Genomic DNA, 16197 nt, shown 5'->3' on the forward strand with positions numbered 1-16197 from the left:
CACGGGCGCTTATCGCTGGATTCATTCACCTGCTGACGTTGCCGTTGCTGCGGCTCCTGATTGGGTTGAGCAATTCCTAAACGACTACTGCGATCGCTATGAGCAGGCGATCGCAGTACAGGAAGCAAAACGGCAGCAAAGAACTCAAAAGACAAGCAAAACAGTCAGCATTCGCTACCCTGAATGGTCGCAAGCAGATTGGGCACTGTACTACCTCGACAAAATCGATCCGAATCACCTCGACTGGTACGTATGGCGCGATTGCTTGCTGGCTGCGGCTCATAGCGGCGTTGCTGAACATCAAGCTAGAAGCTGGTCATCTCAGAGCGGCAAACATACCGATCGCGGGTTTGATGCGGTTTGGTTCCACATCAAGGACGGGCATAGTCGCCCGCTAACCGCTGGAACGCTCTACCATTACGCCACACAGCAAGGATGGACACCTCCCAAGAAATCAGAGTTCGGTGAACCGGATGCAACAGCTTATGCTGAGCATCGCGCTTGGGAAGATGAGCAAAGCGCTGTAGAGGCGGCGATCGCCAAAGAGGATGCACTGACAGCGGCAGAACGCGCTCAGCAGCGCGACCAGGCGCGGCGCGATCGCTACCAACGTGAAACCGAACGCATTCAAACCGAACTCAATTCAATTCGCATTCAGCCAACAATCACAGCATCCGGGCGATACATCCCGGAAGGACTGCTACAACTGCCTGAGAAGTCAGGAATCGTTTTGGTTGATGGCTCGATGGGAGTCGGCAAAACTTCAACAGCACTTAAAGGAATTTGTGACCAGCATCGGAGCCGATACCCGAAAGGATTTCGATCGTTGTTTGTTCCGCGCAATTTACTAGGGCTGCAAGCTGGCAAGACGTTAGGACTGCCACACCACACACAGCACAAAGGATTCTCAATTCCGCATGAAGTGACGATGTGTGTCGAGTCGAGCGGTAAACTTCCACCCGATCGCCTGCCTAAAGAACCACCGTTGATAATCTTGGATGAACCCGATCAAACCTTCAAGCAAATTCTTGATGGTAAAACGTGCGGTGATTCTCATGCTTTCACTCTCAATCGATTTCGCGCATTGCTTCAATATGCGCGAGAACAAAAAGGATGGATTGTATTAAGTTTGGATGGCTTAACGAATCTAGAGCTTGATTTAATTCGAGAGGCATCTGGACTAGAAGTTGTTGAATTCTTCAGGTTCGATCGCACTGACACAGCGGCTAGAGAATACACGCTTTACGATCATCCGAGTGCTACTTGGAGTGAAACTAAGGATCGCCTTCATAATGGCGAAAACCTAGTAATTGTTTCAGATTCCGATAAGTGGCTACGCGAAACTGAACAGATGGCAATTTCTGAAGGCATTCCTTCAGAAAAAATTTACATCATTGATAGCCAAACTTCTCAAGAGCCTTGGGCGAAAGAGTTCTCACTAGACCCAGATGCTTTTATTGCTAAGTATGATCCGCGCATCATTGGCTATTCACCTAGCGTAAATAGCGGAGTGAGTCTTGACGATAAAGTGGGTCACTTTTCAGCAATGGCGATTCATCTGGTTCACTTAGAACCTCGTGCTGGAAAGCAATTGCCCGATCGATTGCGATCAGATGTCCCTCGATTCGGCTATGTGAAAGAACGGGGTGCAATCCCAGACAGCTTATTCTCAAGCTGCCGACCGGATGTAATTTTGCGCGATCTCTATCGCAATGTGGAGGGAGTAAACAAGCTTACCGAGTTTGCAAAATATGCAAACGAGAATCAACAAACTGATCATGAGGGTAACCCGATCGACATTGTAGAAGCAATGAATCGGGCGAAAGCCAGTCAAAACGATGCTACCAGTGATTACGGTTTCTATCTCAAACATTGGTCAAAATACCGAGCTAGGGAAGCTTACGGCAAACTTGCATTGCGAGACAACTACATCAAAATCTGGCAGCAGCAAGGGCATTCAATTGAATTTGTAGAAACTGGCAATCTTAAGCCTCTCTCTCGTCAACGTAAAGCGATTCGAGGCACATTAGATTGTGCGGAATCTATCGCGCTGGCATCTGCCGATACTGCCACAATGACGGTATCTGAAGCGAGAGACATTCAATCAAATCTTGGCTCATCTGTTGAGCAGCGGCGGGCGGCAAAAAAGCGGCTGTTAGAGGACAAGCTACCAGGATGTGACTTAAGCAATCCTGAATTTGTGCTGAAAGCCGTTATCGAGAACGACGGGAAATTTTTGAAAGCAGCAGAATTGCTCTGGTTATCGCGCAATCCTGAAACTGCGAAAACTCTTGATCGGTGGAATTGGCTAGCGGCATTTTCAAAAGCTGAGAAGCGCAATGAGATTGTTTGGCTCCCGAAACTGTCTTTTCGATCCGGTCAAGCCAAGTTGCTCAATGAATGCCCGTTGCTGCCATTTATCGAAGGCGGGGTATTGCAATGGACAAACGACACACCAGAAGCAATCGCTGTACATGAATGGTGTGTTTTTCATTCACGTCAGCTTAAGCGATATCTGAGGCTTAATGTTGAAGCCACACACGATCCGGTCAAAACTGTTAATAAGTTGCTGCGAAAGCTTGGCTACGAAATCAAAGCGAAACTGGTAGGGCGATCGCGCAAGATACCCGGATCAGGCTATCGGCTCTACTCCATTGCAAATCTAGAAGATGCTGACAGGGAGGCGATTATCGCTTCACTTGACGAGCGATTCCTGAAACGCTTACAGGGCAAGAATGAAGCCCCTTCACCCCCAAGTGTGATCACAACTCGTATAGATATATCTGCCCTTGCAAGTTGTGATCACACAGCAGAATTCAAGGTAGGCGATCGGGTCAAAACACCCAAAGGCGAAGCCGAAATCTTCCAAATTTCGGACGGTGCGTTCTGGGTAGACGGGCGCGACTTCCAAACAGGGCAGAGATTCGCAGCGAAATTTACTCAAGTAGAGGCGATCGCATGACTTCCAAAGTACCTTGGCTTGAGTCTCCCGACTGGAGCCGAATGAATGCTGATGATTTGTATCGTTATTTCGATCGATTCGCGGCGGAATTTAACGGCGATCGCGTCTTATTGCTGCTATCAAGACGAAATAGGCGGCACGTTGAAAAGCTGCTCAGAAAACTTAAGAAATCAGGGCGAAAGTTACCTTGTAAGATTTTCATCGAGGGGCATCCGCTTGAACGATAAATCTCTAGAAACTGCGGCGGGCGCGATCGGCGCTACAAATGATTGCAGGTTACAAACAAAATCGAATTCGGAGGAATTAAAAATGTTTGGCGCTCACGATCCTCGCTTGGTGATGGATGTTATTTCAATAATTGCGAAAGATCGCGAAAAAACTGAGCAAGCAATTCTTGCGATCGAGCTTGCAAAAACCAATCAGCAAGAACTGTACGTGAAATTTTGCAATCTACCGGATGCTGTGAAGCCTGATTGCCTTGCTCGGTTAAAGCGCATCGCAGGAAGTTAAATGGACTTTTTGGAATTTTTCGACCGGGGCGATCAACAAACCAACTAGTAAGTATTGCTATGGCTTATCCCAGATCAGCAGCGGCAAGAGGCGGCAAAGCTCCAGCCAGTCCTAGGCAGAAGGCGATCGCCCGTCTAACGATTCGAGAAACTGAACCCTGGAAGCGATCGACCGGGGCAAAATCACAGTTTGGCAAGGCGATCGCAGGTCAGAACGCGATGAAATACTCGATTCGCTGGCGATTTCGAGCGCATGAGGTTAGCGACTTTGCAGCGACTTTGCTGCAAGTTGAGCGACTTTTAGAGCAATTTAACGAGATTGCCGATCGATATTCGTTCTATCAACGTGATTCCCGGTTCAGTGTTTTGATAAAAACAAAATTTGCACACGGGACTGATCAGCGTGGCGAATGGGCATCGATCGCGCTTGCCATCCAGACACAAGCATCTTGGCGCGGCTCTGAAGACAATCCGCCTAGCGACTTGGAAAACTTTGGTTTACTTTGCTGGCAAGAATTGAATCAGTTGCTCGATGTGGGGCGATCGCTTCTACCAGCGGCTAAAGCTGGCTAACAAAAGTGAATTAAGGGAATTATCTGAAGGGGTCGCACGTGCGCGTATAGCACTACTCAGCAGCGATCGGCGCGGCTCACTCGGTTGATGGGGCGATTGCGGCCATGCTGCCTTGTATTTTGATTGGCATTGTTTCGATCGTTCATCTATAGCCAAGACCAGACTATTCCTTCTTCCTGTGCGGCAGCTTCACAAGTTCTCATCATTGCTTGCCCTGTTGCTATATCGCGATCGAGTACCATCCATTGATTAGTTGGGCGATCAATCGGAGTTCCAGTGTTGCTGTTATTCCTGAAAAGTCTTGGTTGAACAACGTGGCGAACCGTTCCTCGTCCGCAATCAATCTGTGCAATCATTCCCAAAGAGTCGTTGCCAAGATTAACAATGAATGTTCGCGTTACAAAAAGGTTTTCGTCTGGAGTTGTAGCGTAAGCAAACTCCCAGCCAGCGAAAACAGTGGACTCTCGATCAGATGCCAGAATTTCTGGGGAGTTCGGAGTATCTTCCGCTACTGTTGGTGCTGGTGCAGGATAGGTGTAGGAATGATCAGCGGAAGCAGGAGCGGTGGCGATCATTTGCACAAAGGTAGCAATTGTGGTGGCAGCAGCAGCGGAGAGAAGGCGGTGAGGCTTCATGAGGAATCCTTTCAGGTGTTTCGTTCACTTCTTCTACGCAAGCCGAGAAACAGCGGAGAGGTAGCAAATGATTCATCGAAAGATTACGCAATCGATTCGCAGCTATGTAGCGTCTTCACTATTCGACAGCGATCGGGCGGAACATTCCCTTCTGTCCTCTACTGCGATCAAACTCCCAGCGCTGCGGCCTGCCTGTTTCTAAAGTTCTCTGATACAGGTAGTCGAGAAATTCTGCATCATCCATCTTGCCGCGCTGGGTAGACAGGGTTGAGTAATTCGTTCCTCTGGCTTGAGTGCCTGTTTCTTTGTCTCTGAACGTCGCTGCTACTTCTTTGAGATTCAGCCAGCCATCAGCGGCATGATCGACAGATTCACCATCGGTAGGAGCGATTGCCCGTCTAGCGGCCTTCTGCGGCTGATGTGGAGCCGATCGAGTGCTGGACTGTTGCCTTACTGGTGAATGGCGCAATTCTTCCACAAGTTCGCTCAACTGATTTAGCCGTTGCTCCAGTTCCTCCACACGGGCGATCGGCGCGTAGCCAGCGGTTGCACCCATCTGGAAGAATTCTTGCAGCGCTGCTACAACGGCAGATGAAGCCGATTTGATATCGTTGTCCTGTTGGTAGACTTTGAGCCGATCGAGCAATTCAGGCGGCATATAGACGCTAACCAGCGGCTTGTCAGTTGCCATAGTCCCTTACTGGTGAAGTAGCCTTACTCTACCTACGTGGGAACGGTCAAGCAATAGTCAGGTAAAAGTGTCACACTCGATCGCACTGGTCAGGCACTTAGTAAAGGGTTAGTCCATCGCTATTTAGTCCAATATTGCAACTCTGGACTAAATCAAAATTTGCAACCGCTGCACAGTAAACCTTACAGCGTTTTGATTATTTGCGAATTAGGCAGATAGTCACACTGAAACCCTTGATTTACCGTCATTGTGACAGTCTAATAGTACAGCAATAGTACAAACCGTAAAGTTACGCATATAGTGGCTAGAACGCGATCGCCTCACTCGTTTTTAGCCGCAGTGCTAGGTGAAATTCATGCAAGATTCACGCTGTCTTGCTGAAAGCTTTCATATTCGCTGCTTAGCCTTGAGTTGAAGCGATCGCAAGATGAGAGTTAAAGATGAACAAATCAACTGCCGCTGGTGCTGCTCTTGCCGCTAGCACTCCCATCATTAACGCAACCGCTAGCGCTATTGGTGTCGCTGGAACCGGAACAGCGATCGGAACGTTAACTGGAGCAGCACATACAAGTGCCACAGCCGCATGGGTTGGGCTAGGCAGTATGAAGGCGGGAATGTTTTTGATGGGAGCATTGCCAGTCGTCGGTGTATTGCTCATTCTCGACGGCATTAGTGGTAGAGAATACGGAGTACCAATCATTGATTGGTATGAAGAGGCTTGGCGACAATATGAGATTCAATCTGAGTTAGAAGAATTGAAAAAAGAGGTCGATGTAGATGTAGACCATCAACTTCGAGCCAAGACAAGAGCCGCAAGTTTTGCACAGCAAGACGCTCAATTTCATGCACTAGAAGTCGAGCATGAGCTTTACCTTTTGAAGAAGGAAATGGGATTTGATCAGAAGCAAATCAATAACAAAGCTGAGAAATCAAACAGTAGAGTCCTGACTGAAGTTGACTATAGTTCTTTCAATGTCCTGAATACTCCCAACATAGGATTGAAAGTTAGAATCGCTAAAACAGGTTTTGTCGGTTTCATCGTGGCTGAGTATTTTGACAGAGAAGCAAACAAACATATGCTTCAGATTGAAGCTGTCGATAAGTCGTATGGCACTTATGCAGCAGTTTCAGATGTGGACTTATTTGCTGACTCTGAATAATAGGATTAAAGGCTTATTTGTATTCTTCTTGAAAAATCGCGATCGTTTCACATTGCAGAGAGGTAGCTGAATGGGACTGTATGACCGTGCCAGTCGTGTTGTTAAATCTGAGCTAACTTACCGACAATCGAGAAACATATCGTCCATTAGCGCTGAGCAGTCCCTACAGGAATTTAATGGGTGTGTTTCTGACCTAAAAAAATCTCTCGATAGTGCAAAGCTGAAACTAAAGAGACTTCAAGGTGAATATGATCGAGCGCTGGCACAGGCTAGCAAGTGGAAAAAGCGCGTAGGATTAGCGAATCAGCATAACAGAGCCGATCTTTCAGAAGCGGCAACAGTTCATTTTCAGATACATAGGCAGGAAGCGATCGATTTGAAGATTGAGATAGGACAGCAGAATTCTATTATTTTTAGCCTCAAGCAATCCCTAGAAAGTTTGAATACAGATGTCGATCAAGAATACTCTTGTCCCTCACATAGCAAAGAAGACGAACTATTCGCTTAATACCTACAAATTGCCATAGAAACAGCCTCAAGCCGATGCGGTGCATAGTTTAGAGGCTGTTTTGAGTTTATGTTAGGAATTGCGCTAGCGGCCTAGCGGCGTGGCGATCGCCCGTGTGGACTGGTTAGGCGTTCAGCAGTTCAATCAATTCCGATTTTGTCTTTTTGCTGTAACCGGGAATGCGGCGATCGGATGCAATGCGCTTCAATTCGCGAATGCTTAAGCCTGACAGGTCATCTGCGGCGATCGGCTCAATTTCTGGCATCCGCTGCAAACTCATCTCGAAAGGGTGAATCGGCTCCACATCTGCGGCAACTGGCAACAGCAGATCGCACGGGTCGATAATCTCTAGCAGGTTGAATTCCTCCACATCGAGCGTATCTGCGACCATCGGCTTAACGGGCGGATGCTGCCAGCAATGGACAAGATGAGCGGTAAGCGCAGTCAGGAAATAGGCGGCTCCGAACAGGGCGATCGCGTTTGTGCAGATGTCGATAAGTTGCATGATGAATTCCTTTGAAGTGTGAATGTGTCGATGTGTGGGGAGTTTGCAGCACTCCCCAAGCTGGCCGTAGGGCAACTACTCGATCGAGAGTCCAGCCACTTTCAGCGGCCTGTTGCTGCGAATCTGAAGCGGTGCAAGTTCGATCGGCTTGACCTTCATCGGTTGCACTTTCACCGGGGCGATTGGCGGGGTGGGATAAATCGATCGCTTGGCTTCAGCAGGTGTGATGTTGTCGCTGCTGACGATCGCCGGATTTTCGGCATAGCTCCAGATGAGCGTTTCGAGTGCCGATTCATTGAAGTAGCGGATCTTCACCTCCCACGCGGTAGCCAGTCGCTCACTGCGGCGAATCTGGCAGTAGGCTTTGCTCAGATAGCGCTTGATGCCGTTGACAAAGGCGATCGCCTGCTGCTGGGTATCGAACCCGACATAGGCGGCAACCAGGCGGGCGCGGCGGGCATTCTTCCCCGGTCGCTTCAGTGCCTTGGTGATGACGGCAACGCGATCGCTGATTTTGATGAAGGCGTGGCGATCGGAGAGTAGCGAAACTTTGTAGCGGTGCATAATGGCGTTAGTCCTTTGTGGCTAGAGAGAGCGGTCAAGATGTCCAGTCAGCAACCGCTCTCTTGTTCTGTAACCATACTCTCAAGTTTTTAGGATACTGTCAAGATATTTATCTAATAAATTTGACAGTATGTAGAAATCTTCATATCCTACAGGTATGAGAGTATGGAGGAATGAAAGTGCTTAACCGTTTGAAAGAATTTGCTGATGCTAAGGGGCTAACGGCTTATGCTTTGTGGAAGTCCACATCGCTATCTGAACCGACCGTTTATCGCCTCTACAAAGATCCGTCTTTAATTCCTAGTGGAAAGGTGTTAGAAGGTCTTGCTACTGCCTTCCCAGATACAACGCCTAATGACTGGCTGAAGTTCGATCGAGATGCAGCTTAACCAGCGCAGTAAAGTTACTTTAGCTAACACCTAGCATCGACAATAAAAAGCGATCGGCTCACCACGTCCGATCGCTTTTACTTTGGCATAACAGTTAGTTCAACTCACCATACTTTTTGATTAGGGCATCAAACCAAGCGCACCCAAACTTGTATTTACGTCCTTTGCACTCCAGAACGTCTTGAACAATTTCCGCCTTCTTTTTCCCGTTTTCCATTTCCGCCTTCACAGCCAGAAACACGAGTTTCCCAAGCTGGAAATCGGAAAAGAAAAAGTTTTCCGGGTCTGCCTCAAAAGCGGAAAAGTCGCTTTCCCGTTGGGTTTCCGCGTTTTCCGGGGTAGTGGAAAAGTTTCCGCCTTCTGTGGAAATTTCCGGGCTGTCTGGAAAGTTTTCCGGCGCGGTTTCCCGGTACAGATTCTCAAGCCGATCGCGTAGTTGCTGCTGATCATCTGTTGTGGCTGAGGCTGAATTCGCATTAGCTACCACTGTGGTAAAGTTCATCGAGCCGCGCATCTCAGGAGAGATTTCGACCTCGATCGCAGCCTTACCGGGATAGCGCAATTTACCCTTAAGCGCTGGCATTGGATCGCCTGTAGTGGGGTCGATGATTGCCTCTAGCTGCAATTCCAACAGACCGTTATTTCGAGCTTTGCTGAATCCCTTAGAGCCTCCCAATGCTGCCAAGCTTCGATCGTGAGAAACGAAGATTACGCCCTTTTTGACTTTGCGTAAATCACTCAATGCAGCCTCAAAGAATGGCGCGGAATTTTCACAGCGACGTGCAAAGTTTGTAAACTCTTCGCATACGATCGTGTGTCGTTTTGGGTTGAACTTTGGATTCTTGGCGCGTTCTTTGTAATCCGCCTTCACCTGATTTTCAAAGGCATTCATGCGGCGATCGACCGCTTCATAATCCATCCCGTCCCCATAGACGGCTAGACCGTCCCATTGCCCATATTCCCGGTGAACGTCCCAAACTTCCGCGCTATGGCCTGCCTCGATGCGCTGATGCAGTAGCCACGCTGCAAATGAAGTCTTCCCTGATCCTTGTGCCCCCCAGATGAGGACGGCGGGAAAGTGCAGCAAGTCTTTCGCCCATGCAAAGCGATTGTCATCTGCGGTTGTCGTAGCGATTGGAGGTGGGGTTCTAGAGTCGATTGGTGCGGCGGCTGGCTGCGTCGATGGCGGCTGCAAGCTGGGGACATCTTCAACGGGAATATCAAAAATTTGCGGCGGCTCGATCGGTTCAAATCGATTCGGGGAAACTTGCGGCGGTTCAGGCGTTGCGCCATTCTCCACAGCGTTACCCAGCGCGGGCGCGGCCTGCTGTTGTGGCTTGACCTTCATCGTTGCAGCAATGCCGTGTGATGCGCCTGAGAGGTTGGATAGAATCGCGCTTTGCTCCAGTTCCGCCTGAAAGAATGCCTGTAGCTGCGCTTTGTTCGTCACGTCGAAGCCGCTATTCTTGGCACTGGCAGCCCGAATCAGGCGATCGTACAGGCTCACCAAATCGGAAGGATTCGCGCCGCGCTGCTCCAGTTCCGCCAGCAGTGAGAGAATCGGGCGGCAACTATCAAGAATTTCGCTTTCGAGTTCGCAGGCGGCGGCTCCCTCACTGTGATGCTTGACCAGAAATCCACTGCCAGCGGCAACGGCAACGCCCGCAATCATCAGCGGCATGGCTCCGGTAAACACGCCTGCGACCAGTCCCAATGCCCCAAACAAGGTAGTGCCGATCGCTGTGTTTTGTGCAGAGCGACGGCACTTCAGCCAATTTCGCAGCATCCGGCTAGGGTCATCTTGAATTGTTTGCTGAAAACTTCCTCCCATTTCGCGCACGGCATAGTTAATCAGAGTTTGGTCGCTGTCGAGATATCCGTTATAGTCAGGCATTGGGGTTACTCCTAAAAGAATGCGCCGATCGCCCGTCCAATGCAGGTAAAGCGATCGGCGCGTTGTCATGTTTGGAATTAATCGAGTTTCTTCAGATTGAGGGCGCGGCCTGCGTTGTTCAGCAACTCGTCAAGCTGCTCACGAATAGCGGGCGGCAGTTCCCAAGATGCAGCGCGGAGGGCAAGCGACACACCCCACTCGACACCGAAGATTGAGGCGACAAACAGCAGCAGGCGGAACACGGCGCGGATACCCGTCCCGATGTTGCCAAGGAAGATGATCGCCAGAAACGACTCAGCCCCGATCGCCATCCAGCGCATCGTTTTGAAGAATCGGGCGGTGTCTCGATCGCTGTTGCGGTAGTTGTCGATTAGCTGCTTAGAATCGCCTACAACAGACTGATTTAACACGGGCAAAACGTCCGGCTTGGCTCCAGCAGAAAAGATGAGGTTGAGATTGTTTCGCCGCGATCGTTGCCATACAACGGGCATCACCTCAAACAGCGATGTACCGAAGCTGACGGCGAACGCACCCAGGCCAGCGGTGAAGGGCACAAGACCAGCGGCAATCATCAGCGAAAAGTAGAAGAAACAGTTGGCGATGAAGCTGGCGATCGCCACACTCACACCCAGCCAAAACATCCCCTTATGGCTGAAGGTGTTTTCGAGCATTCGCGATGTGGTGAGAATCAGCGAACCTTTGGGCTTGCCACCTGCGAACGGATCGGCAGATGGGGCGCGGCGTTGCTCTGGCTGACTGGCAGGGCGGGAGGCGCGATCGGACGGTTGGGACGGGTCTTTTTGAACTCTCATGAATTTCTCCTATTGGGTGGGAAAGAGTGGATTAGCGGTCGGCTCGTCCTTTGGCGGCGGCTGGTAGATGCCCCTGCTCACGTCGCGCCGGACTCTCAGATTCGGGTTGCGATCGGGGTTCGCCTCATCCTCTACCCGCTGCATCAGCGTTTTATTGAGTTCGGTTGTGGAGCCCGTGACGATGAATTGGGCATAGCCGCCGCGCTCAATTCGGGCTGTGGAGCCGAATGCATCGCAGATGTACTCGCCTTCAGAGAGCAGTTGCCCGCCCTGTCCTTCACCTGCTGGCTGAAAGTAGTAGCCTCCCAGAATCACTTTGTCCGGTGGATTGAGCAGGCGACAGGTGTTGGCGCGAACGCTGGCAATCTGGCTGTTGCCTGCTTCTGAGGCAGACGTGATGAGGCGATCGAGGCTGAGCAGCGCACCTAACCCAATCACACCGATCGCGCTGGCAGCTATCCAGGAAGGCGCGATTTTGGGATTGGTGAACACGCTCATCACGCCACCTCATCGCGCAAATTCTCAAACAGCGTGGCGGCGAATCCCCACAACAGGCCGTTAGATTGCTCTTGCACTCCGATCGCGGCAAAGTGGCAGAGCCATTCTGCAATCGTCGGCTCTGGTGAGTCGATCGAGTCTGTTTCAGACAGGAAGCCATCGCCGTCCTGATAGCCGATCGCGCTTGCCATTGGGTAGGTGTCAGGCGTTCCAGTGCCGATGTAGTCAAGGATGCTCAGCAGCATCAAGAACTTTTTGGAAGTCTCGACAAACTGGAATTCACCGCCACATTTCACCATGAAAAGCGCAACGGATTCAGCCTTGGAAGCGGGCAGCGCGGGCGCGAAGTCGAGTGTTTCAAACATCGGTTAGCCCTCCTGTCCGTTGCGAATGTCGTCAGCAACGTATGCAGCCAGCGCGGAAAGTAGCAGCACGATCGCCTCGTTGCTGTCTTCTTCTCCGATTCGGGTGATGGCGTTGCTCAGGGCATCAGGCATCAGGCCATCAGGATCGACAAGGGTAAGCGAGTCGAGAATGCTGTAGTCCTCGGTGTCGCCTCCTAGCACGTCAAACAGTGCAGATCCCATCTGACATTTGTATTCGGGCGAAATCTTTTCGAGGTATTGCCCAAACTCAGCAGCAAGGGCATCGATCGCGCTTGTGCTGATGTAGTAGCCGATCGGTCGGGACGTGCGGGAAATGGGCGCATCGTCAACGTATTCACGGGTTCGATTTAACATTGGTGTAATTCCTTGATTTGTGGATTGAGGGAAAATAGCCAGCCAAGAAACTGTGGAAGGTAGAGGGGCTGGCTTAAATCTTGAAGCGGCTGGCTGTCGGTTCTGGGACAGGTGCGATCGCCTGACTTGGTGCGGATGGTGTCGCTGCTGTTGCTGTTGCAGGTGTTGCAGCGGCTAGACCTGCCATCCGGTGATCGGCAATGACGCGACCCAAGATAGTAGGCAAGTCGTCACAGTCGAAGCGTGAGCCATATTCCAGCAAGTAGGGCATCACCCATTCCGGCAGAACGACGCGGCGATCGGCGGTTGAGTAGGTCATGGTTAGATTTCCTCCGAGTGCATTGCAGCCAGCGTGTAAAGCCCACGAGCGTTAATCCACTCGGAATCGGGTAGGCACTCTAGACCAGCAGCGGCTAGGCATTCTGCAACGTGCGGCAGATTCACCCCACCACCGATCGCGAAATAGTGAGAAGCGCGTGGCTTGTAGTCTTCGACTGACTTCCAAGCTTTCGCCAGTGCGCTATCCAGCCAAGGCTGTAACTCGATTTCGTAGATGTCCTGAATGTTGAATGATTCGCGGCCATAGCCATAGGCAAAGCGATTTTCAGCGCTCTCCAGTGCAGCCCGAATTAAAGCGGTATCGCCTTGCTGAGCATTGCAGCGCTCGCGCATTTTGGGATTTTTGGCGATCGATTCAATCAGGTCAATCACGCCAATTTGAATCGGATTGCGATCGACAATTTGACCGAAGCCATCAAACACAGTCGCGATCGTACTGTGGCCTCCCAAGTCAAGCGCGATTACTTCGTTATTCTCAGGAATGCGGTGTTGCTGGCTGACAACCAATCCCATGCCTTCATGCACGACAGATAGAACCGTGATGTTCACCACCGATTCGTGATCGTGCTGAGCAAGCAACACCCGATGCGAACCTTGCAGCGCGGCGGCGATTTGCGGCTTGAGTGTCGAGGCGTCGTGGTGACTGGCGACAAGCTTAATATTCCAGATCGGGCGATAGCTGAATTGAGTTAGCGCAGCTAGCAGCAGTTGCAAACTCATCCCGATTTTGTTGGCGCTAGCATCGTCAGAAACGCGCTGATGCCCCTTGGGATTTGCTTTAATCGCCACGTCCCCGGCATACCAGCACGTCCCCTTTAGGTCATGCCGTGAGCCATCGAGGTAGGAAACAAAGCCACCATTGCGACCCTTCAAGATGCTTTCAGGAGGTGTGGACAGACGCTCGATCGCGCTTGGGATTTTCACCTCTCCCAAGTCGATGTCAATTTTGGCGGATGCCGCCCCAATATCGACACCTGCGGCAAAAAGCGGAATGCTTTCGCGCTCTTGTGTCAGTTTTGGCAGTTCGGAAAGTTGCATGAAATCTCCTTAAATATCGGTAGAGCAAAGGTTTGAGCCGTTTCTAGGGGTAAATGCCTGAACTGGCATCTCCCTAACCGAAGTGGCAGAAACGATCTTTTTGTCACCTCATGCCAGCGATGTTAGCATACATTTACGACTAATTAGCAACAGTTACCCACAAATTAGTCTCGATTAAATCTCAAGTGGCGACTAATTCACCTCAAACCGTTACTATGAACGGCATATAGAATATGAGCCATTCTGTGAGCAAACGAATTTACGTCACTCTGCCGGATACTGTGCATGACGAGTTAGAAGGCTGGTCTGATTACCAGGGCAGACCTACAGCGAACCTTGCAGCCTACCTAATTGAACTGGGCATCAGGGAGGCAAAAGAGCGCGGAGAGTTCAAGACGCATCAGCAGAAAAGCAAGTGAGGGCGATCGCCATGCAAACGTTAGATGCTCCAATCGGCTCATCACCGCAAACAGATGGAGTCAGCACCATCTACGGTCTGACTTGGGAAGATTTTCAAGATTTTGAGGCAAGGCTTAGCCGCAGTGGAAATCGGGTGAAGCTGTTCTACCTACATGGGGTGCTAGAAATCGTGTCGCCTATCGGTAAAGAGCATGAAGCGGTGAAGCGAACCTTAAACCTGTTGCTTGAAGCCTACATGAGAGAGAAGGGCATCCGGTTCTATGCCTCTGGCGGCTTCACCATCGCTGCGATCGGAACTGCATCAGGTATTCCAGACGATTCCTACTGCATCGGCACTCTCAAGCCAATTCCTGACATCGTGATCGAGGTCATCATTACATCTGGCAGCATCGACAAACGCGAAATCTATCGCCCTCATGAAGTGCCTGAAGTCTGGTTCTGGAGCAAAAGGAAATTGATTGTCTATCAGTTGCAATCAGGCAGCTACAGGCAGGTCGATCGCAGCCAGTTCTATCCTGACTTGGATTTACAGCAGCTAATTCCGTTCCTTAACTACCGTGATCAGTTCGATGCAGTTCAAGACTTTACAGCGCAGTTGCGACGGCAATAAAAACACAAATCAGCGTCAATCATCCTCCCTAAAACTGCATTGAGTCTTTATGCAATTGCTGTTAGGTAAAACCTCTATAACGATTGACAGTCAATCGTTACGGGGATCGGGCGGCAAAATTGGGCGGCGGAAATTACAATAATCTTGAGCGATCTTTTTGATGGTTTCGTGTTAGCGTGGTACACAAGTTCTGAGGCTTTTGCAGTGCCAAAAATCAAAGCAAACTATCGGATCGATCCGATAGTCGATCAGAAAATTCGTTCGATTGCTTCTGAGCAACAATCCACACCAAGCGCGATTGTTAGAGCGGCGATCGATAAATATCTCGCTGAAATGCAAAAACCTCTGAGTGTGTAGCTTGCAACTACTTCTCAGAGGTTCGCTTTGTCTATTGACCATCTGACCTTCAACCTTCTGCAAAGTTTCTCAGGCTTGCCACAGAGGGAAGAGGGATCAGACTATTCCGAAAATCGGGCAGCGGAACGCCCTACTCAAGTGTATCGACAGTCAATCGGTTTATCAACAAATCCAAAAGTTGCTTCTTATAGTGAGACGGTTAAGACTCACTCTGATTCTACCTCAAATGCCCATAGCCGCAAACATCGGCGGCAACGGCTGATCATCGACTTTTTGACAGCGCTACCCTACTGCCGATTCAGTAGTCGGCTGGTCGATCGCCTGCTGATTTCGATCGAGAGAGGTGAACAGCAATGACACCTCTCAACCTTCGATCGCAGCTAGTTCAAGAATTGCCCAATCTGCCTGCTGACTTCTCTTTAACTCCAGTCAAGGACAAACGCCCGTTTCGTAAAGGATGGCAGACAGAACCGACCATCGGTCGGGGGGAACTGGCATCGCTCATCATGGATGGGCAGATGCTTTGGAGCGACAAACATCAGCGTGAATGGCGCTGTTACTGGGAAGGCTACGGCATCCGTACAGGCCAGCCATCAGGCGGCAAACTTGCCTTAGATGTCGATGGCATTACCGCTGTAGAAATTCTCGATCGCATCAGCGGTGGGGACATTCCCACTACCGTTAGCTGGACATCTGGAAAGGTCGGACGCGAGCAACAACTCTATCAACTGAGTGACGGATTGAATGCTCGATTGGCAAAAATCGGTTTCACTCACTTTGCTTTGAAGGAGTTCGGGGGGTTCAAGTGTGATGGAGACGAGCAGTTAGACTTTCGATACGATCGCTGTCAATCTGTCTTACCACCGTCAAAGCATCCCGACACGGGCGCTTATCGCTGGATTCATTCACCTGCTGACGTTGCCGTTGCTGCGGCTCCTGATTGGGTTGAGCAATTCCTAAACGACTACTGCGATCGCTATGAGCAGGCGATCG

22 protein-coding genes and 1 pseudogene are annotated in these 16197 nt (G+C 50.3%); 11 read left to right on the forward strand and 12 right to left on the reverse strand.

Annotated elements, in window-relative coordinates; genetic code table 11:
- Nucleotides 1-223: 223 nt before the first annotated feature.
- Nucleotides 224-412: pseudogene (locus H6F67_RS28605) on the forward strand (PriCT-2 domain-containing protein); the annotation flags it as partial.
- 42 nt (nt 413-454) lie between these two features.
- Here the strand turns inward: H6F67_RS28605 and H6F67_RS27985 are convergent.
- Complete coding sequence (locus tag H6F67_RS27985; RefSeq protein ID WP_242020832.1) at nt 455-631, reverse strand: hypothetical protein; 177 nt, start codon at nt 629-631, stop codon at nt 455-457.
- A 195-nt stretch (nt 632-826) separates the two neighbouring features.
- Here H6F67_RS27985 and H6F67_RS27125 point away from each other — a divergent pair, with 195 nt between their 5' ends.
- The 3 genes from H6F67_RS27125 to H6F67_RS27135 all read left to right on the forward strand — a co-directional run bounded on the left by H6F67_RS27125 (nt 827) and on the right by H6F67_RS27135 (nt 4044).
- On the forward strand, nt 827-2962 hold the full coding sequence (locus H6F67_RS27125; RefSeq protein WP_242020833.1) for a hypothetical protein: 2136 nt from the start codon (nt 827-829) through the stop codon (nt 2960-2962).
- A 141-nt stretch (nt 2963-3103) separates the two neighbouring features.
- Entirely contained in the window at nt 3104-3472 is a 369-nt protein-coding gene (locus H6F67_RS27130) for a hypothetical protein (protein WP_190769772.1), read from the forward strand.
- Nucleotides 3473-3531: 59 nt separating this feature from the next.
- Nucleotides 3532-4044, forward strand: a complete 513-nt coding sequence (locus H6F67_RS27135) for a hypothetical protein (RefSeq protein ID WP_190769773.1) — start codon at nt 3532-3534, stop codon at nt 4042-4044.
- Between the two features lie 146 nt (nt 4045-4190).
- Here H6F67_RS27135 and H6F67_RS27140 read toward each other — a convergent pair whose 3' ends face one another.
- Nucleotides 4191-4679 (reverse strand): hypothetical protein, encoded by a 489-nt coding sequence (locus tag H6F67_RS27140; protein ID WP_190769774.1) that lies wholly within the window; start codon nt 4677-4679, stop codon nt 4191-4193.
- A 118-nt stretch (nt 4680-4797) separates the two neighbouring features.
- Nucleotides 4798-5370: a hypothetical protein gene (locus tag H6F67_RS27145; RefSeq protein ID WP_190769775.1), complete on the reverse strand. Its 573-nt coding sequence runs from the start codon at nt 5368-5370 to the stop codon at nt 4798-4800.
- Between the two features lie 440 nt (nt 5371-5810).
- On the opposite strand from H6F67_RS27145, the gene H6F67_RS27150 reads away from it, so the two are divergent.
- Entirely contained in the window at nt 5811-6530 is a 720-nt protein-coding gene (locus H6F67_RS27150) for a hypothetical protein (protein ID WP_190769776.1), read from the forward strand.
- 70 nt (nt 6531-6600) lie between these two features.
- Nucleotides 6601-7038 carry a PspA/IM30 family protein gene (locus tag H6F67_RS27155; RefSeq protein ID WP_190769777.1) on the forward strand — a complete coding sequence of 146 codons (438 nt, stop codon included), beginning with the start codon at nt 6601-6603 and terminating at the stop codon, nt 7036-7038.
- 124 nt (nt 7039-7162) lie between these two features.
- Here H6F67_RS27155 and H6F67_RS27160 read toward each other — a convergent pair whose 3' ends face one another.
- A complete protein-coding gene (locus H6F67_RS27160) occupies nt 7163-7543 on the reverse strand; it encodes a Rho termination factor N-terminal domain-containing protein (protein WP_190769778.1) in 381 nt (126 codons plus the stop codon).
- Between the two features lie 75 nt (nt 7544-7618).
- Nucleotides 7619-8107, reverse strand: coding sequence for a hypothetical protein (locus tag H6F67_RS27165; RefSeq protein WP_190769779.1), 489 nt, complete (start codon nt 8105-8107; stop codon nt 7619-7621).
- A gap of 179 nt (nt 8108-8286) precedes the next feature.
- Between H6F67_RS27165 and H6F67_RS27170 the strand changes: the two genes are divergently transcribed.
- Nucleotides 8287-8496 carry a helix-turn-helix transcriptional regulator gene (locus H6F67_RS27170; RefSeq protein ID WP_190769780.1) on the forward strand — a complete coding sequence of 70 codons (210 nt, stop codon included), beginning with the start codon at nt 8287-8289 and terminating at the stop codon, nt 8494-8496.
- Between the two features lie 94 nt (nt 8497-8590).
- Here the strand turns inward: H6F67_RS27170 and H6F67_RS27175 are convergent, their stop codons facing one another.
- From H6F67_RS27175 to H6F67_RS27205, 7 genes are all read right to left on the reverse strand, one after another.
- Entirely contained in the window at nt 8591-10390 is a 1800-nt protein-coding gene (locus H6F67_RS27175) for a hypothetical protein (RefSeq protein ID WP_190769781.1), read from the reverse strand.
- A gap of 77 nt (nt 10391-10467) precedes the next feature.
- Nucleotides 10468-11202, reverse strand: coding sequence for a hypothetical protein (locus H6F67_RS27180; RefSeq protein WP_190769782.1), 735 nt, complete (start codon nt 11200-11202; stop codon nt 10468-10470).
- 9 nt (nt 11203-11211) lie between these two features.
- Entirely contained in the window at nt 11212-11700 is a 489-nt protein-coding gene (locus tag H6F67_RS27185) for a hypothetical protein (protein WP_190769783.1), read from the reverse strand.
- The gene (locus tag H6F67_RS27190) at nt 11700-12065 is read right to left on the reverse strand and encodes a hypothetical protein (RefSeq protein WP_190769784.1); all 366 of its coding nucleotides are present in this window, start codon (nt 12063-12065) and stop codon (nt 11700-11702) included. The genes H6F67_RS27185 and H6F67_RS27190 overlap by 1 nt, the downstream gene beginning before the upstream one ends.
- A gap of 3 nt (nt 12066-12068) precedes the next feature.
- Nucleotides 12069-12440 (reverse strand): hypothetical protein, encoded by a 372-nt coding sequence (locus tag H6F67_RS27195; protein ID WP_190769785.1) that lies wholly within the window; start codon nt 12438-12440, stop codon nt 12069-12071.
- A 73-nt stretch (nt 12441-12513) separates the two neighbouring features.
- Nucleotides 12514-12759, reverse strand: a complete 246-nt coding sequence (locus tag H6F67_RS27200; protein WP_190769786.1) for a hypothetical protein — start codon at nt 12757-12759, stop codon at nt 12514-12516.
- Nucleotides 12760-12761: 2 nt separating this feature from the next.
- A complete protein-coding gene (locus H6F67_RS27205; protein ID WP_190769787.1) occupies nt 12762-13817 on the reverse strand; it encodes a hypothetical protein in 1056 nt (351 codons plus the stop codon).
- Between the two features lie 233 nt (nt 13818-14050).
- Between H6F67_RS27205 and H6F67_RS27210 the strand changes: the two genes are divergently transcribed.
- From H6F67_RS27210 to H6F67_RS27225, 4 genes are all read left to right on the forward strand, one after another.
- Entirely contained in the window at nt 14051-14236 is a 186-nt protein-coding gene (locus H6F67_RS27210; protein ID WP_190769788.1) for a ribbon-helix-helix domain-containing protein, read from the forward strand.
- An 11-nt stretch (nt 14237-14247) separates the two neighbouring features.
- Nucleotides 14248-14847 (forward strand): Uma2 family endonuclease, encoded by a 600-nt coding sequence (locus tag H6F67_RS27215; protein ID WP_190769789.1) that lies wholly within the window; start codon nt 14248-14250, stop codon nt 14845-14847.
- Between the two features lie 144 nt (nt 14848-14991).
- Nucleotides 14992-15204 (forward strand): hypothetical protein, encoded by a 213-nt coding sequence (locus H6F67_RS27220; RefSeq protein WP_190769790.1) that lies wholly within the window; start codon nt 14992-14994, stop codon nt 15202-15204.
- A 353-nt stretch (nt 15205-15557) separates the two neighbouring features.
- On the forward strand, nt 15558-16197 hold a 640-nt coding region (locus tag H6F67_RS27225), incomplete at its 3' end, for a bifunctional DNA primase/polymerase (protein WP_190769791.1).

It is taken from the genome of Microcoleus sp. FACHB-1515 (assembly GCF_014696105.1).
Taxonomy (GTDB): domain Bacteria; phylum Cyanobacteriota; class Cyanobacteriia; order Elainellales; family Elainellaceae; genus JAAUTJ01.

What these genes read in the sequence shown, in the direction of transcription:
- H6F67_RS27180 (WP_190769782.1), bottom strand. Translation starts at nt 11,202, where the DNA reads ATGAGAGTTCAAAAAGACCCGTCCCAACCGTCCGATCGCGCCTCCCGC.
- H6F67_RS27210 (WP_190769788.1), top strand. Translation starts at nt 14,051, where the DNA reads ATGAGCCATTCTGTGAGCAAACGAATTTACGTCACTCTGCCGGATACT.
- H6F67_RS27165 (WP_190769779.1), bottom strand. Translation starts at nt 8,107, where the DNA reads ATGCACCGCTACAAAGTTTCGCTACTCTCCGATCGCCACGCCTTCATC.
- H6F67_RS27160 (WP_190769778.1), bottom strand. Translation starts at nt 7,543, where the DNA reads ATGCAACTTATCGACATCTGCACAAACGCGATCGCCCTGTTCGGAGCC.
- H6F67_RS27205 (WP_190769787.1), bottom strand. Translation starts at nt 13,817, where the DNA reads ATGCAACTTTCCGAACTGCCAAAACTGACACAAGAGCGCGAAAGCATT.
- H6F67_RS27155 (WP_190769777.1), top strand. Translation starts at nt 6,601, where the DNA reads ATGGGACTGTATGACCGTGCCAGTCGTGTTGTTAAATCTGAGCTAACT.
- H6F67_RS27215 (WP_190769789.1), top strand. Translation starts at nt 14,248, where the DNA reads ATGCAAACGTTAGATGCTCCAATCGGCTCATCACCGCAAACAGATGGA.
- H6F67_RS27145 (WP_190769775.1), bottom strand. Translation starts at nt 5,370, where the DNA reads ATGGCAACTGACAAGCCGCTGGTTAGCGTCTATATGCCGCCTGAATTG.
- H6F67_RS27200 (WP_190769786.1), bottom strand. Translation starts at nt 12,759, where the DNA reads ATGACCTACTCAACCGCCGATCGCCGCGTCGTTCTGCCGGAATGGGTG.
- H6F67_RS27175 (WP_190769781.1), bottom strand. Translation starts at nt 10,390, where the DNA reads ATGCCTGACTATAACGGATATCTCGACAGCGACCAAACTCTGATTAAC.
- H6F67_RS27195 (WP_190769785.1), bottom strand. Translation starts at nt 12,440, where the DNA reads ATGTTAAATCGAACCCGTGAATACGTTGACGATGCGCCCATTTCCCGC.
- H6F67_RS27185 (WP_190769783.1), bottom strand. Translation starts at nt 11,700, where the DNA reads ATGAGCGTGTTCACCAATCCCAAAATCGCGCCTTCCTGGATAGCTGCC.
- H6F67_RS27140 (WP_190769774.1), bottom strand. Translation starts at nt 4,679, where the DNA reads ATGAAGCCTCACCGCCTTCTCTCCGCTGCTGCTGCCACCACAATTGCT.
- H6F67_RS27150 (WP_190769776.1), top strand. Translation starts at nt 5,811, where the DNA reads ATGAACAAATCAACTGCCGCTGGTGCTGCTCTTGCCGCTAGCACTCCC.
- H6F67_RS27135 (WP_190769773.1), top strand. Translation starts at nt 3,532, where the DNA reads ATGGCTTATCCCAGATCAGCAGCGGCAAGAGGCGGCAAAGCTCCAGCC.
- H6F67_RS27190 (WP_190769784.1), bottom strand. Translation starts at nt 12,065, where the DNA reads ATGTTTGAAACACTCGACTTCGCGCCCGCGCTGCCCGCTTCCAAGGCT.